Here is a 13,038-nt window from a genome sequence, read left to right as displayed (position 1 = left end):
AGTTATCAATTCAAAAAAAGAGTTTAACTATAGCTCTTAAAAACCCGAATACGTATTTTCATTAAATTTATCTATTAAAACCTGAATCCTTGTATTTTTCTTTATTTTACTGTTAATTCTTTTATCTAATATAGTTGTCAAGGTCATACCTCTTAAAAATACTTTTATAATTTTAGCTCCTTTACTATTTCTTTTTCTTCCTCCAATAATTATTGGTTTATCTATTTCTATAAATTTATCTGAAAAGCCTATAAACATTTTCTCCAGTGCTTCTAATTCTTCTTCTTTTAATGTCAAATCTCTCGAATAAGTATATAGCAATAATACTGATGCTATAGAACATAATTTTATGGAATACTTTTGTTCTATTTCTTGTATTATTTTATTGTAAGTATTCATGTTATCAAAACATCTTTGAAATATTTTATCTATATCATAGAGATTTTTACTTTCTTTATATTTAGAAAAGTTACTTTTTTTAAAATTTTGAGCATTTATATTAATTGTCAGAATAAAAAATAAAAGCCATTTATAATTCATAATGAATTTCTTTTTTTCTAATCTAATGATATAAAGTTTCTCCTATAATGTTAAAATAAAATATAAATCACATATTTGCTTATAGCGTATTACCACTTACCATCTAATATTAACTCTTCCTTTATACTGTCATAAAGAAAATCGTCATATCGTATATGAAAAGAATTCCAAACATTTCTATCTATAAGAATCCATTTTCCAAAAATATTTTTCTTAAATACAAGGTGTGCTATTATTCCTTTATAACGTTCCATATATTTTATGTAAGCTATATTAGTATCTATATCTATTAAAAAGAAATCTATAAAATCTCTAACCTTATTTTGATATATTTCTTTTTCTCTTAAAACCTTTATTTTTCTTTTTGACTTATGAGAATTAAATATCGTTTTTAAAGAAACAGCTGCCGCTACATTATTAAGACGAATTATCACACTATCCTGAGTTATTTCTTTTATTGATAACGATTGATTTATGATTTCAATTATATCATTTTTATCTATTGTAATATGATATTGAGCAAAACTATTTATACAGCAAAAACTCATTATTGTATATATAAGGATTTTTTTCATAAAATCAATTTTGTCTTTGTATTTTATCTAAATAAAAACTATCATAAATGATCATTACATACTATTCATACTGTTTTTATTAAACTGTTCTATAACTTCTTTTATCTTATCGTTTTTAGCTATCCATTCTGGAACTCTATTGTCCACTATAGTCCAAGAAATAACCCCTCTTAAATATACTCTAATAATTTTTGTTCCTCTTGAACTATTGCTAATAATTATTGGTTTACCTATTTCTATAAATTTATCTGAAAAGCCTAAAAATAATTGTTCTAATGCTTTTATTTGTTTTGGGTCTAACTCTAAATCGTTAGCATAAGTATATAATAAAACAACAGATGCTAGTGAGCATAGTTCTATAGCATATTTTTCTTCTAATTTTAAGACTTCTATATTTTTTACTGCTATATCTTTAAAACAGTGATTAAAAATCCTATCTATTTCTAAACGCTCTTTTGCTTCTTTATATCTAGGCAAATCATCTTTTTCTATATCTTGAGCATTTAAAAAAAGAACACTAAATAGAAAAATTATTATATAAATGATTCTCATAAATTAGAGTTTTGAGGTATACCATAATATCTTAGTCCAATAAAACTATATCAACTACTTAACTACTCTCTTTTTTTAGTAAAAAAAATCATATTCCAAACATTTATCTATAATTTTATCTGGATATAAAATGGCATATAATAAACAATGTTCTTTGGTTCTTCTTATATTATATATAGCCTTAGGTTTATGTAATAAATTCTTTGTTTCCAATATCCATTGATCTTCCTTTTTTTTAAATTTTGCATCAACGATATATTTTTCTTTTCTAAATGCATATATCAAATGAATTATATCTTCTTTTTGATTTAATTCAATAAATTCTAGAAAAAATGGGTCATTTGCTTTATATAATTCTTTATGGTTTTTGAATTTAATTTCTTTATTAAACATTTTTAAAGAAAGCTTTTTATAATATGGTTTTATTGATTCATTAATAACAATACTCATCCCATTTTGCTTTTCTTCTTCATTAAGAAAATATCCAATATGATTTAAGCTTAAAGCTTCAGTAAAAAACACATTTAATATATCTACCGGTAGATTCTCCTTTTTTATTTCTTTTTCTTGAGCATTTATATTAATTGTCAGAATAAAAAATAAAAGCCATTTATAATTCATAATGAATTTCTTTTTTTTCTAATCTAATGCTGTAAAGTTTCTCCTATAATGTTAAAATAAAATATAAATCACATATTTGTTTATAGCGTATTACCACTTACCATCTAATATTAACTCTTCTTTTATGCTGTCATAAAGAAAATCGTCAAACTTAAATTTCATTTCACTCCATATATTTTTATCTACTATTTCCCATCCGCCTGTTATTTTTTTATGAAATACTAAATGAATAGCCAACACCTTGGATCTTTTTATATATTTAATATAAGCTATATTAGGAGAGACTTGAATTAAATTAAAATCTACATAATCGTATATAGTATTTTTATATAAATCACTATCTCTCATAAAGCGTATATTAGATTTTTTGAAACTTTGTTTATTCTTTATTGGAGATGTAATAGCATTCAATCTTACAGTAACAATAGAATCTTTTATTTCATCAATTTGCAAAGATTTTAATAAGACCGTATAGATATCTTTATCTTTTATAGTGGTATTATACTGTGAATAACTAGATACATTAATAATATAAAAGATAGAAAAAAATATTATGTGTTTCATCAAATTAATTTCTCTTTTTTTCCTTCTTTTTTCTAATCAAATGCCATAAATAATCATTATTCATTAAACGAGATATAAATATTTTTTTTTCTAATAATTTCCATTCTCCTGATATTTTTCTCGTATATAAAAACTGATAGACTTTATTCTTTTTTCGGTTTATATACTGTAATCTCGCTATATTATAATCAATAAAGAAATAAGTGATATCATAATAATCATCTATAAGCTTATTATATAGCTGTTTTTGATTAATAAACATTATCTCTTGTTTATCTTTTTTTAAATTACTTCTGTTTATTCCATAACTAAAGTTACTCGATATATCATCTATTTTAAGGTATAAAGTATCTTCTTTATTTTCTTTAATAAAGAATGATTCATTTAAAATCTTTTCAATTGAGCTATAATCTCTATTGCCATCTGTATACCAATTTTGAGTATATCCTTTTAAATAAAAAAAGAAACTTAGAATTATTAGTAATCTCATAATATTTTGATTTAATTTCTCCGTCTTAAAATATATGTCTGATATAAATCTCCTCCTGTATCAGGATCTTGCATAGTTTCTCCTATAACTTCCATATCAAAATCATACCCTTCGGCATCGGCATCTCCACTATCAGAAATATACATATTACCATTATAATGATAATCTCCATAATGGGTTAACTCATGTAAAACAGTAATTGCAATAAAAAATTTTAAAGCATCTTTACTTACATCAGGATAAACATTAAAGATTTCTTCTAAATCCCAGTGCAAACTAATAATATTTGTATCAGAATCATCTTCGCCATTACTAAACTTACCCCAACCTGGATTAGTATTACCTAATTCAATAATTGGTCCTTTTCCCCATGTTAAAGCATCTTTTATTTGTTCTTCTGTTAAACTTCCATATTCCATTAGCGCATTAACAAGAAATTGATCATTAGCCATATTAGGTAATTCGTCTCTCAAAACACTCGTAATTAACGGATAATCATCTTCTCCTTCGGATTCTCCAGTTTCTGCATTTATAGGATATTTTATCTTAACAAAAGGAGCTAAGCTAATTGCTGTACCATCTATACTAGCTTCAAGCATTTCTCGTATTTGAGTCAAAGCTTCAGCACTCCAGTTGTTTCTTACCCCAAACAAATATATCTGGGTCATCTTTGTATAATTAGCTGTATTTGATAACCAATTTGCCTCTGCTGTACCAGTACGTATCTGTAAATTTAAACGAATAGCCGTAATAGCATTTAATGGATTAATCACTATAACCTCATCTTCTGTGCCATCACATAAATTTCTGTTTGCAGATTTTGAATCATTATCTACACAATTAATGACATAAGTCACTACTTCACACCCTCCATTATCAAATCTTGGTGGTATAGGTCTATCTGTCGATGGACATTCTACTTCTACATGGATAACACAATTAGCAAATCCTCCGTCTCCAGGACCATCATTTCCCCCTATATCTATTCCTCCTCCATTGATAACATCTCCAGTAGATCCTCCTCCAGATATATTATCATCTGGATCATTATTTGTATCTTCTAAATCTTCTACTACTTGTTCTAAACAAGGTGCTGAACTGCTATTTCGTTGTAATACAAAATCTAACTCATAACGCTGAATCTTACCCGAGAAATTTTTTATAGGTTTAATTCCTCTATAATAATCATCTGCAAATTCAGGAGTCATTTCATAACGCATTACTGCACTAGATTGTTCTCCATCTTGATCGATATTTACTATTAAATTATAAAAAGTGTTCTCTTCTGATTCAAAAGCTTACAATGGGAATGTATAGGATTGAAATCCTTGTGGAGAAGTACTTTCTACCACATTAAATAATTCTACTACTCCAAATTCTGTTTCTAAAAAAGATGAATTACCTCCTTGATCTTTAGTAATGTTTTTTCCTGTAGTTTTCGATACATACTCAATTGCTTTTAAAACACTTTCTGAACTAGCCATTGCTAATTGCACATTCTTATCAATTATTGATTCTTCTACTACCGAAGTAGTAACTTCTTCTCTTTGACAACTCATTATAATAAGTCCTGTTGCAATGATTAAAAAGTATAGCCATACTCTAGATTTGTTCTTCATAAAATATACTTGTTTTTTTTATTAATGAATTTCTGGCTCAAAAGTAGAGTTTCTTGCCTGAATTATACATATGGTAAAACCGTACTTTTCTGTCTTTTCAGTATTTTTTTTAATCTTGTATATAATTTCTTTTTTCTACTACTAATATAAAAAAGCCTCTCAAACTATGTTTGAGAGGCTTTTTTATGAATATTTATACTATTATATTCTCTTTTATTTTGCAGCTTCTTTTCCTTGAATATGAGTTAACTCAACTTCAAAGATAAGATCAGCATTTGCAGGTATTGGTCCTACTTGACGCTCTCCATATCCTAAGTGAGCTGGGATAAATAATACTGCTTTTTCTCCAACTTTTAATTGTTGTACTCCTTCTTTAAATCCTGGAATCATTTGCGCTTCTGGAGAGTAAGGCATTACTAAAGGTGCATATCCATTAGCTGCTGCTCTTCTTGCATTATATGTACCTGTCTTTTTTGCTAATGCTTCTATACTCGTATCAAAAATAGTTCCATCTGCTAAGAATCCTGCGTAATGTACTCCTACCATATCGCTTACTTTTGGCTTTTCTCCATCACCTTCGTTAAGCATTACGATTTCTAATCCGCTATCCAGTTTTTTAGCTTTAGATTTCATATCTGCATATTTCTTAGCAGTTTGCTCTTTAAGTTCTTTTGCTTTACGAGCAGCTTCAGCTTTCTTTTCTTCTTCTTCTTTTAATTTTCCTTCAAAGGCAGCAACTGCGTCAAAAGCTTTTGCTTCTTTCCCTTTACGAATAATATTCACCTCAGTCATTGTAATAGGAGATTTTGGCTTACTCCCATCAACTTCAGCTACACCTATACTATCTACTACATCTTGTCCTAAAACTACTTCTCCAAATACAGTATGCTTACCATTTAACCATGGTGTTTCTTTTAAAGTAATAAAGAACTGACTTCCATTAGTACCTGGTCCAGCATTAGCCATAGATAATACTCCTTTTGATTTATGCGTCAAAGAATCCACGATTTCATCTGGAAATTTATATCCTGGTCCTCCAGCTCCATTACCTTTAGGATCTCCTGTTTGAATCATAAAGTCTTTGATAACTCTATGAAATGTAATTCCGTTATAATATTTTTTCCCTTTATAGATACTATCTACCATAGTATTTGTTCCCTCTGCAAGCGATACAAAGTTTGCAATAGTCATTGGGGTTTGCTTATAAAATAATTCTGCTACAACAGTTCCTTTATTTGTTATAATTTCTGCATATATACCATCTTTAAGATCTGGGTATTTATCATTACAACTGCTTAAAACAGTGGCTACAATAGCTAGTAATAAAAAGCTTAGTTTTCTCATTTTTTTATTAATTAATCTACTTTCTTTATGTTATTTAGTTTTACGTTCACTTTTATCGGCACATTTGTACCTATTTTATCGTTATCTCCATAATATCCAAATGCTAAATACGATGGAAATATAAACGTTATTTCTTCTCCTATTTGCATCAACTTTAACCCTTCTCTTAATCCGTGAAATAACTCGTCTTTATCAATTGGGTAATTTTGATTCTTTAATTCTTCTTTTGTATAAATCACCTGATCTCTTAATGAAGAAATATCGTAATCAAAATTCACTATATCTCCAAACTTAGGTTTTGCACTACTTATTGTATCCTTTGTTGTATAATAATACCAAAAACCTCCTTCAGAAGTTATATATTGATGTAACGTATCCTTTTTTATCAGTCCTTCTATATAAGTCTGTTCTTTTGTCAATAACTCTTTATTACGCTTAGCCGAATCTTTTATAAAAGATCCTGAGAAAACGTCAATAGGTTTTCTTGCTTTTGGCGTTTGACACGCTCCATTTGTTACAGCTATAAAAAGTATGATTAGGATACCAAAATGTCTCATTTGCTCAGTTGTGTTTTATAGGTCGGTAAGATACTAATAAATTTATCAACGGTCTCTTCTATAGATAACTCACTTTTTCCACCAGCAGCGTTGTTATGTCCACCACCAGAAAAATGTGCTCTAGAAAATTCATTTACAGAAAAATCACCTTTTGATCTCAATGAAATTTTAATAATACCTTCTCCTTTATTTTCAATGAAAATTGCAGCAAAAATAATTCCTTCTAGCGACAACCCAAAATTGACAAAACCTTCTGTATCTCCTTTTTTAAAGTCGTGACTATCTAATTCTTCTTGAGATAATGTAATATAGGCTGTTCTATACTCTGGTAGCACTTTTAAGTTCTTTAATGCTACTCCTTGTAATTGTAATCTAGAGTATGTATTTGTATCGTATATATTTTGATGTATCTGCGTATTATCTGCTCCTCTATCTATTAAATCTGCAATCACTCTATGTGTTGTACTTGTTGTTGATCTAAATCTAAAAGAACCTGTATCGGTCATTATTCCTACATAAATACTCGTAGCCATCTCTGGAGTAATACATGCTAAATCATCTAATTTCTCAATAAAATGATATACCATTTGACATGTTGAACTCATTGAAGTATCACTATATGTATATGCTGCATAATCATCTGGTGCTTGATGATGATCTATCATAATATACATTCCTTTAGCTTCTTTTAATGCTTCTTCCATCATTCCTGTTCTAGAAAAATGGTTAAAATCCAAAGTGAAAATAATATCTGCTGCTGCTATAATTTCTTTAGCCTTCTCAACTTCATTTTCATACTTGATAATTGAAGATTCTGTAGGTATCCATTTTAAAAAATTAGGATAATCATTAGGTGCTATAATAACTGATTCATGCCCTAATCCTGTCAAATATTGGTGTAATGCTGTTGTTGATCCTATCGCATCTCCATCTGGATTTCTATGCGGAACAATCACTATCTTCTTAGGAGTTTTAAGTAACTCTTTTATCTCTCTTATTTCAGATGTACTCATAAGGTCACGAATATACAACTTAATACTATTTTAGCTCATCTTATTATTGTAATTTTATGGTTCATCAAATCATCTTTATCATGAAATTCGTTTTTTGGAAACTTATAACTATTATTTTCTTTTCTTCTTGTTTAGTTTCTCCTATTTATGCTCAAGAAGCTTCTTATGATTTTACTATTGCGTTTGGAAGCTGCAATAAACAATATCGACCTCAACCTTTCTGGAAAGAGATTATAGCTCTTAATCCTGACGTTTTTATTTGGGGAGGAGACAATATTTATGCAGATACTGATAATATGCGAAAATTAGCCGATGATTATGCTTCTCAAAAAAACAATCCACACTATCAATCACTTATTCAACAAACTCCTATTTTGGCTACATGGGATGACCATGACTATGGTAAAAATGATGCTGGATCCGAATGGAAAATGAAAGAAGAAAGTCAGCAATTATTTCTTGATTTTATCGATATTCCAAAAGAGCACCCTAGAAGGTATCAAAAAGGTATTTATACTTCTCAAACTTTTAATACTAAAACAGGTGATATAAAAATTATCATATTAGATACGCGTTATTTTAGAAGTCCTCTTCAAAAAAGTGATTCTCCTAATAAACGATATACAACTAGTGCTACTGGAACCATTCTTGGAGAACAACAATGGTCATGGCTAGAAAACGAACTACAGACTAGTACTGCTGATTTTAATATTATTGTAAGTAGTATTCAATTTTTATCTGCCGAACATGGTTTTGAATCTTGGGGGAATTTCCCCAACGAAGTACTTAAATTACAGGAACTCATTATAGCTTCTAAAGCAAAACGAGTTATTTTATTAAGCGGTGATCGACATATTTCTGAGTTTTCACAAATCACCCTTAAACAATTAGATAATCCTTTAATAGATTTTACCTCTAGCGGTTTGACTCACGCCTATACAAAATTCAAAAAAGAACCTAATGTTTATCGTTTTGGAAATGTTGTTGCTAAACCTAGTTTTGGTATTTTACGATTTAATTTAAAAGAAAAAAATGTTCTTTTTGAAATGAGAGGAGAAAATGGTTTAATCTTTCAAAATCATCTTCAAAACTACATTAAAAAATAGCTTGTATTGAAGGCTATTTAAGAGATTCTAAATACTTTCTTAGAGTAATGCTTGTTTTTGATTTGATTATATATACTTTTGCACAAAATTTAACACTAATTATTATCTGAGTGTAATACTCTTTATTAATTATAATATCTTAAAAATGGCAACAAATAGAACATTTACTATGCTTAAGCCTGATGCTGTAAAAGATGGACACATCGGTGCTATACTTGAACAAATCACAGCTTCTGGTTTTAGAATCGTAGCAATGAAATTAACGCAATTAACTACTGCTGATGCTAAAGCTTTTTATGCTGTACACAGTGAGCGTCCATTCTACGGAGAATTAGTTGAATATATGACTAGTGGTCCTATCGTAGCTGCTATCCTTGAAAAGGAAAATGCTGTTGAGGATTTCAGAACTTTAATTGGAGCTACTAACCCAGAAGAAGCTGCTGAAGGAACTATCCGTAAAAAATATGCTAAATCTATTGGTGAAAACGCTATTCACGGAAGTGATAGTGATGAAAACGCTGCTATAGAAGGAGCATTTCATTTTGCTGGAAGAGAGCAATTCTAATTACAATTGCATTTCATATATAAAAAATCCCAGTCTGTTTAGACTGGGATTTTTTATATGCTTAATTGAGAATCTAATTATGAATCTAATCTAGATCCTGTATCGTCAGTATCTAAATAATTAGGTATTCCATCCCCATCAGTATCATCATTAGTAGGATCTCCATCTCCTATATCATTAGTAGGGTCTCCGTCTCCATCTCTATCTACAGTCAAATCTGTATCTGGCTCTAAATCTTCGTTTATTGTTGCTACACCATCATTATCATCATCTACATCAAGATAATTAACAATACCATCATCATCTGTATCATCATCATTAAGATCTTGATTGTTATTTACATCTTCAAGTAATGATAAAACTCCGTCCCTATCATGATCAGTTTCATCATTAACATCATATACTTCAAAAAGAAATATTAATGGATCATATGGATCAATAACACCTAATGGTGAATTTGCAAAATAACCTAATCCACTAGGCATAAAAACAGCTCCAATACCATAATCATCATCATATGTTAACGTACCATCAACACCTATCCCTGTTGCTGTTCCTCCTTTAAATTCTACCATTGCTTGAGAAAAACCATCTACTGTTGCTGGTAAATCAAACCATAAAGGAGTAATTGCACTATCAAAAGGCTCATTATCGATCAAATAACCTCTATATGTTACAAAAGTTGAATCAGCAAACGTGATATCTTCACGCTCTCCTTCTCTTACTTTTAAAATATATAAGTTTTGATCTACACCTTCTCTATTTACTACCTTAGTTTCAACTTGATTCAATAATGGTGTTTTATTTTCATTAGCACCTTCTATTGTATCAATTACAATTTTATAATCAAAATCAGCAGGTGGATTAGCAAACTCTTCATAGTTATAAAAATGCGTCTCTAGATATTCTCGTAAAGTAGCATCATCTTCTATTGCTTGCTCCCCGCGATCTCTTAATGGAACTGCTATAATATCATTATCATCATTATTTTTACAAGCATATAATGCCAATAAACCAGCGCCTGCTATAAGGATATACTTTTTAAAATTCATCTAATTGCTTTTTTAAGTGCTGCAAGATACGATTTTCTTGTACTTTTGTTTTATAATTATTTAATATAAACTCATTTTTTTAAGTTATCATATATGCGTATTGACAAATATCTATGGTGTATTCGTTATTTTAAAACTAGAAGTATAGCTACAGCTGCTTGTAAACAAGGTAAAGTTCGTGTTAACGGAGACCTTATTAAGCCTTCTCGTGATGTATATCCTACAGATACCGTTCAAGTACGCAAAAATCAAATAGATTATGAGCTTGTCGTCTTAGATCTTCCTCCAAGTCGAGTAGGTGCAAAACTAGTTGATCTCTATCGTAAAGACGTTACTCCACAAGAAGCGTTGCAAAAACTTGATTTACTCAAATATTCTAAAGATTATTATCGTAAAAAAGGAACGGGTCGCCCTACTAAAAAGGATAGACGCGATATTGATGAATGGTTTGAAGTTGAGAAAAACTTTGAAGAAGAATAATTAGATGGATAAAGACTATTGGAACTATAGATATGTAAACCATCAAACAAAATGGGATATCGGTCATGTATCACCTCCTATAGCTGCTTATATAGATCAATTACCCCATCAAGAATTACGTATTTTAATTCCTGGTAGTGGAAACAGTTATGAAGCTGAATATTTATTAAAAAATGGCTTTCAGCATGTTGATGTGTTAGATTTTGTTCCCGAAGCATTACATACTCTAAAATCGAGAGTTCCTTTATATCCAGATAAACATCTTTTGTGTAAAGATTTTTTTTCTCATACAGGTGCTTATGATCTTATATTTGAGCAAACATTCTTTTGTGCTTTAGCTCCTCATCGACGTGAAGATTATGTTTTAAAAATAAAGTCTCTGTTAAAACCTAATGGTAAACTAGTCGGGCTACTGTTTAATAAAGTTTTTGAACAAACTGGTCCTCCTTTTGGAGGAACTAAAGAGGAATATCTTTCTTTATTTGCTCCATTTTTTAAAATAAAAACTTTAGCTCTTTGTTATAATTCAATTTCGCCAAGGCATCATAATGAACTCTTTTTTATATTTGAAAATCTAAAATAGTATCTTTTTATTTTCACCTAACGATATATCCTTATGACAATGCAACAGCAATTAACAAACATTATACTCACACATCAACAAATTCAAGATAAGATAAGAAGAATTGCGTATCAAATTTATGAAACCAATGTCGATGAAAAAGAACTTGTTATTGCTGGTATTGCTGATAACGGTTATATTTTTGCGCAACGTCTTTGTGATATGCTAACTTCTATTTCAGATTTATCAGTTTCTTTATGTAAAGTAATCATCGATAAAGAGTCACCTCAAAATACTGTTCAAACCTCTATTCCTTTGTCAGAACTAGAAAATAAATCTTTAGTTTTAACAGATGATGTTCTCAATTCTGGTACTACGTTAATTTATGGTGTTAAGCATTTTTTAGATGTTCCTCTTTCTCGATTTAAAACTGCTGTTTTAGTAAATAGAAATCATAAGAAATATCCTGTTAAAGCCGATTTTAAAGGAATTTCTCTTTCTACATCCTTACATGAGCATGTAAAAGTTACTTTTTCGGCTACAGAAGATATCGCTATTTTACAATAGCGATATAATTTCTTCGGTAATTTCTTCAATATTTTTATTATCTGTTTTAATATTATGATCTGCTTGATTATAATAATATGACCTTTCAAACAAATGTTTTCTAATAAAATCTTCTAATGCTGTTTCAGATTCTAAATGTGCTATTAGAGGTCTTTTCGATTTTTCTAGAATCAATCTTTTGGTTAATCCACCTACAGTAGTATTAAGATATATTGTAATTGTATTGGTAGCATCTTTTATTATTGCTAGATTATTTCCAAAGCATGGTGTTCCTCCTCCTAATGAAATTATAGCGTTCTCCTGTGTTTTTAAACATTCTTTTAAATATTCGCTTTCTTTTTTTCTAAAATAAATTTCTCCTTTGGTAGAAAAAATTTCTGCAATTGTCTTTTCTTCTTTTGCTTCTATATAATCGTCTAAATCTATTGCAGACTTATTTATTTTTTGGGATAAAGCTTTACTTATATGTGATTTTCCACTTCCCATATAACCAATTAAAACTATATTCATTATTATATCTATTTGGTTTATAAACTGTTCTAAATAATTTTAAAATAAAATGTAAATTTATATGTTTTTTCTCTTGTATAATTAAAAATAGGTAGTATATTTGCACCCGCAATAAGGAAATATCTTATTGACCGAGTAGCTCAGTTGGTAGAGCATCTCCCTTTTAAGGAGAGGGTCCTGGGTTCGAGCCCCAGCTCGGTCACAAAAGTTCTTAAAAATATTTAATTTATTATAACAGTATAAAAGACCGAGTAGCTCAGTTGGTAGAGCATCTCCCTTTTAAGGAGAGGGTCCTGGGTTCGAGCCCCAGCTCGGTCACTT

18 protein-coding genes and 2 tRNA genes are annotated in these 13,038 nt (G+C 29.3%); 7 read left to right on the top strand and 13 right to left on the bottom strand.

The features are described from left to right. Positions 1 to 36: 36 nt before the first annotated feature. From ACYEKI_RS19480 to ACYEKI_RS19430, 11 genes are all read right to left on the bottom strand, one after another. Positions 37 to 540, bottom strand: coding sequence for a hypothetical protein (locus ACYEKI_RS19480; protein ID WP_459212884.1), 504 nt, complete (start codon positions 538 to 540; stop codon positions 37 to 39). A gap of 89 nt (positions 541 to 629) precedes the next feature. Further along, positions 630 to 1,115: a hypothetical protein gene (locus tag ACYEKI_RS19475; protein ID WP_459212883.1), complete on the bottom strand. Its 486-nt coding sequence runs from the start codon at positions 1,113 to 1,115 to the stop codon at positions 630 to 632. Between the two features lie 54 nt (positions 1,116 to 1,169). Continuing rightward, on the bottom strand, positions 1,170 to 1,667 hold the full coding sequence (locus tag ACYEKI_RS19470) for a hypothetical protein (protein ID WP_459212882.1): 498 nt from the start codon (positions 1,665 to 1,667) through the stop codon (positions 1,170 to 1,172). A gap of 75 nt (positions 1,668 to 1,742) precedes the next feature. Further along, the gene (locus ACYEKI_RS19465; protein ID WP_459212881.1) at positions 1,743 to 2,288 is read right to left on the bottom strand and encodes a hypothetical protein; all 546 of its coding nucleotides are present in this window, start codon (positions 2,286 to 2,288) and stop codon (positions 1,743 to 1,745) included. 90 nt (positions 2,289 to 2,378) lie between these two features. Further along, a complete protein-coding gene (locus ACYEKI_RS19460; protein ID WP_459212880.1) occupies positions 2,379 to 2,852 on the bottom strand; it encodes a hypothetical protein in 474 nt (157 codons plus the stop codon). Positions 2,853 to 2,856: 4 nt separating this feature from the next. Then, positions 2,857 to 3,342: a hypothetical protein gene (locus ACYEKI_RS19455; RefSeq protein WP_459212879.1), complete on the bottom strand. Its 486-nt coding sequence runs from the start codon at positions 3,340 to 3,342 to the stop codon at positions 2,857 to 2,859. An 11-nt stretch (positions 3,343 to 3,353) separates the two neighbouring features. Continuing rightward, a complete protein-coding gene (locus ACYEKI_RS19450; protein ID WP_459212878.1) occupies positions 3,354 to 4,562 on the bottom strand; it encodes a hypothetical protein in 1,209 nt (402 codons plus the stop codon). A gap of 78 nt (positions 4,563 to 4,640) precedes the next feature. Continuing rightward, positions 4,641 to 4,961 (bottom strand): hypothetical protein, encoded by a 321-nt coding sequence (locus ACYEKI_RS19445; protein ID WP_459212877.1) that lies wholly within the window; start codon positions 4,959 to 4,961, stop codon positions 4,641 to 4,643. Positions 4,962 to 5,174: 213 nt separating this feature from the next. Next, positions 5,175 to 6,305 carry a peptidylprolyl isomerase gene (locus ACYEKI_RS19440; protein ID WP_459212876.1) on the bottom strand — a complete coding sequence of 377 codons (1,131 nt, stop codon included), beginning with the start codon at positions 6,303 to 6,305 and terminating at the stop codon, positions 5,175 to 5,177. Between the two features lie 11 nt (positions 6,306 to 6,316). Continuing rightward, positions 6,317 to 6,862 (bottom strand): gliding motility-associated peptidyl-prolyl isomerase GldI, encoded by a 546-nt coding sequence (gene gldI / locus ACYEKI_RS19435; protein ID WP_459212875.1) that lies wholly within the window; start codon positions 6,860 to 6,862, stop codon positions 6,317 to 6,319. After that, positions 6,859 to 7,875 carry a DHH family phosphoesterase gene (locus tag ACYEKI_RS19430; RefSeq protein WP_459212874.1) on the bottom strand — a complete coding sequence of 339 codons (1,017 nt, stop codon included), beginning with the start codon at positions 7,873 to 7,875 and terminating at the stop codon, positions 6,859 to 6,861. The genes gldI and ACYEKI_RS19430 overlap by 4 nt, the downstream gene beginning before the upstream one ends. Before the next feature lie 80 nt (positions 7,876 to 7,955). Between ACYEKI_RS19430 and ACYEKI_RS19425 the strand changes: the two genes are divergently transcribed. Next, positions 7,956 to 8,981, top strand: coding sequence for an alkaline phosphatase D family protein (locus ACYEKI_RS19425; protein WP_459212873.1), 1,026 nt, complete (start codon positions 7,956 to 7,958; stop codon positions 8,979 to 8,981). A 145-nt stretch (positions 8,982 to 9,126) separates the two neighbouring features. After that, complete coding sequence (locus ACYEKI_RS19420; protein WP_459212872.1) at positions 9,127 to 9,546, top strand: nucleoside-diphosphate kinase; 420 nt, start codon at positions 9,127 to 9,129, stop codon at positions 9,544 to 9,546. A 77-nt stretch (positions 9,547 to 9,623) separates the two neighbouring features. On the opposite strand, the gene ACYEKI_RS19415 is transcribed toward ACYEKI_RS19420, so the two are convergent. Next, positions 9,624 to 10,598, bottom strand: a complete 975-nt coding sequence (locus tag ACYEKI_RS19415) for an FKBP-type peptidyl-prolyl cis-trans isomerase (protein WP_459212871.1) — start codon at positions 10,596 to 10,598, stop codon at positions 9,624 to 9,626. Positions 10,599 to 10,691: 93 nt separating this feature from the next. Between ACYEKI_RS19415 and ACYEKI_RS19410 the strand changes: the two genes are divergently transcribed. The 3 genes from ACYEKI_RS19410 to ACYEKI_RS19400 are packed head-to-tail and all read left to right on the top strand — an operon-like array spanning position 10,692 to position 12,207. Further along, the gene (locus tag ACYEKI_RS19410; protein WP_459212870.1) at positions 10,692 to 11,078 is read left to right on the top strand and encodes an RNA-binding S4 domain-containing protein; all 387 of its coding nucleotides are present in this window, start codon (positions 10,692 to 10,694) and stop codon (positions 11,076 to 11,078) included. Between the two features lie 4 nt (positions 11,079 to 11,082). Continuing rightward, positions 11,083 to 11,661: a methyltransferase domain-containing protein gene (locus tag ACYEKI_RS19405; RefSeq protein WP_459212869.1), complete on the top strand. Its 579-nt coding sequence runs from the start codon at positions 11,083 to 11,085 to the stop codon at positions 11,659 to 11,661. 39 nt (positions 11,662 to 11,700) lie between these two features. Beyond that, positions 11,701 to 12,207, top strand: a complete 507-nt coding sequence (locus tag ACYEKI_RS19400; RefSeq protein WP_459212868.1) for a phosphoribosyltransferase family protein — start codon at positions 11,701 to 11,703, stop codon at positions 12,205 to 12,207. On the opposite strand, the gene ACYEKI_RS19395 is transcribed toward ACYEKI_RS19400, so the two are convergent. Further along, positions 12,199 to 12,717, bottom strand: coding sequence for a shikimate kinase (locus ACYEKI_RS19395; protein WP_459212867.1), 519 nt, complete (start codon positions 12,715 to 12,717; stop codon positions 12,199 to 12,201). The two genes, ACYEKI_RS19400 and ACYEKI_RS19395, sit on opposite strands and share 9 nt — an antisense overlap. Before the next feature lie 129 nt (positions 12,718 to 12,846). On the opposite strand from ACYEKI_RS19395, the gene ACYEKI_RS19390 reads away from it, so the two are divergent. Beyond that, a tRNA-Lys gene (locus ACYEKI_RS19390) sits at positions 12,847 to 12,919 on the top strand. Between the two features lie 43 nt (positions 12,920 to 12,962). Further along, positions 12,963 to 13,035 (top strand) — tRNA-Lys (locus ACYEKI_RS19385). Positions 13,036 to 13,038 lie beyond the last annotated feature (3 nt).

Source organism: Aquimarina rhabdastrellae (genome assembly GCA_947387485.1).
In the GTDB taxonomy this organism is placed as follows: Bacteria; Bacteroidota; Bacteroidia; order Flavobacteriales; family Flavobacteriaceae; genus Aquimarina.
This window is presented reverse-complemented; position numbering and strand designations above follow the sequence as displayed.

Coding starts and splice junctions, on each gene's coding strand:
- ACYEKI_RS19480 (WP_459212884.1), bottom strand. CDS start 540: ATGAATTATAAATGGCTTTTATTTTTTATTCTGACAATTAATATAAAT.
- ACYEKI_RS19475 (WP_459212883.1), bottom strand. CDS start 1,115: ATGAAAAAAATCCTTATATATACAATAATGAGTTTTTGCTGTATAAAT.
- ACYEKI_RS19470 (WP_459212882.1), bottom strand. CDS start 1,667: ATGAGAATCATTTATATAATAATTTTTCTATTTAGTGTTCTTTTTTTA.
- ACYEKI_RS19465 (WP_459212881.1), bottom strand. CDS start 2,288: ATGAATTATAAATGGCTTTTATTTTTTATTCTGACAATTAATATAAAT.
- ACYEKI_RS19460 (WP_459212880.1), bottom strand. CDS start 2,852: ATGAAACACATAATATTTTTTTCTATCTTTTATATTATTAATGTATCT.
- ACYEKI_RS19455 (WP_459212879.1), bottom strand. CDS start 3,342: ATGAGATTACTAATAATTCTAAGTTTCTTTTTTTATTTAAAAGGATAT.
- ACYEKI_RS19450 (WP_459212878.1), bottom strand. CDS start 4,562: ATGCGTTATGAAATGACTCCTGAATTTGCAGATGATTATTATAGAGGA.
- ACYEKI_RS19445 (WP_459212877.1), bottom strand. CDS start 4,961: ATGAAGAACAAATCTAGAGTATGGCTATACTTTTTAATCATTGCAACA.
- ACYEKI_RS19440 (WP_459212876.1), bottom strand. CDS start 6,305: ATGAGAAAACTAAGCTTTTTATTACTAGCTATTGTAGCCACTGTTTTA.
- gldI (WP_459212875.1), bottom strand. CDS start 6,862: ATGAGACATTTTGGTATCCTAATCATACTTTTTATAGCTGTAACAAAT.
- ACYEKI_RS19430 (WP_459212874.1), bottom strand. CDS start 7,875: ATGAGTACATCTGAAATAAGAGAGATAAAAGAGTTACTTAAAACTCCT.
- ACYEKI_RS19425 (WP_459212873.1), top strand. CDS start 7,956: ATGAAATTCGTTTTTTGGAAACTTATAACTATTATTTTCTTTTCTTCT.
- ACYEKI_RS19420 (WP_459212872.1), top strand. CDS start 9,127: ATGGCAACAAATAGAACATTTACTATGCTTAAGCCTGATGCTGTAAAA.
- ACYEKI_RS19415 (WP_459212871.1), bottom strand. CDS start 10,598: ATGAATTTTAAAAAGTATATCCTTATAGCAGGCGCTGGTTTATTGGCA.
- ACYEKI_RS19410 (WP_459212870.1), top strand. CDS start 10,692: ATGCGTATTGACAAATATCTATGGTGTATTCGTTATTTTAAAACTAGA.
- ACYEKI_RS19405 (WP_459212869.1), top strand. CDS start 11,083: ATGGATAAAGACTATTGGAACTATAGATATGTAAACCATCAAACAAAA.
- ACYEKI_RS19400 (WP_459212868.1), top strand. CDS start 11,701: ATGCAACAGCAATTAACAAACATTATACTCACACATCAACAAATTCAA.
- ACYEKI_RS19395 (WP_459212867.1), bottom strand. CDS start 12,717: ATGAATATAGTTTTAATTGGTTATATGGGAAGTGGAAAATCACATATA.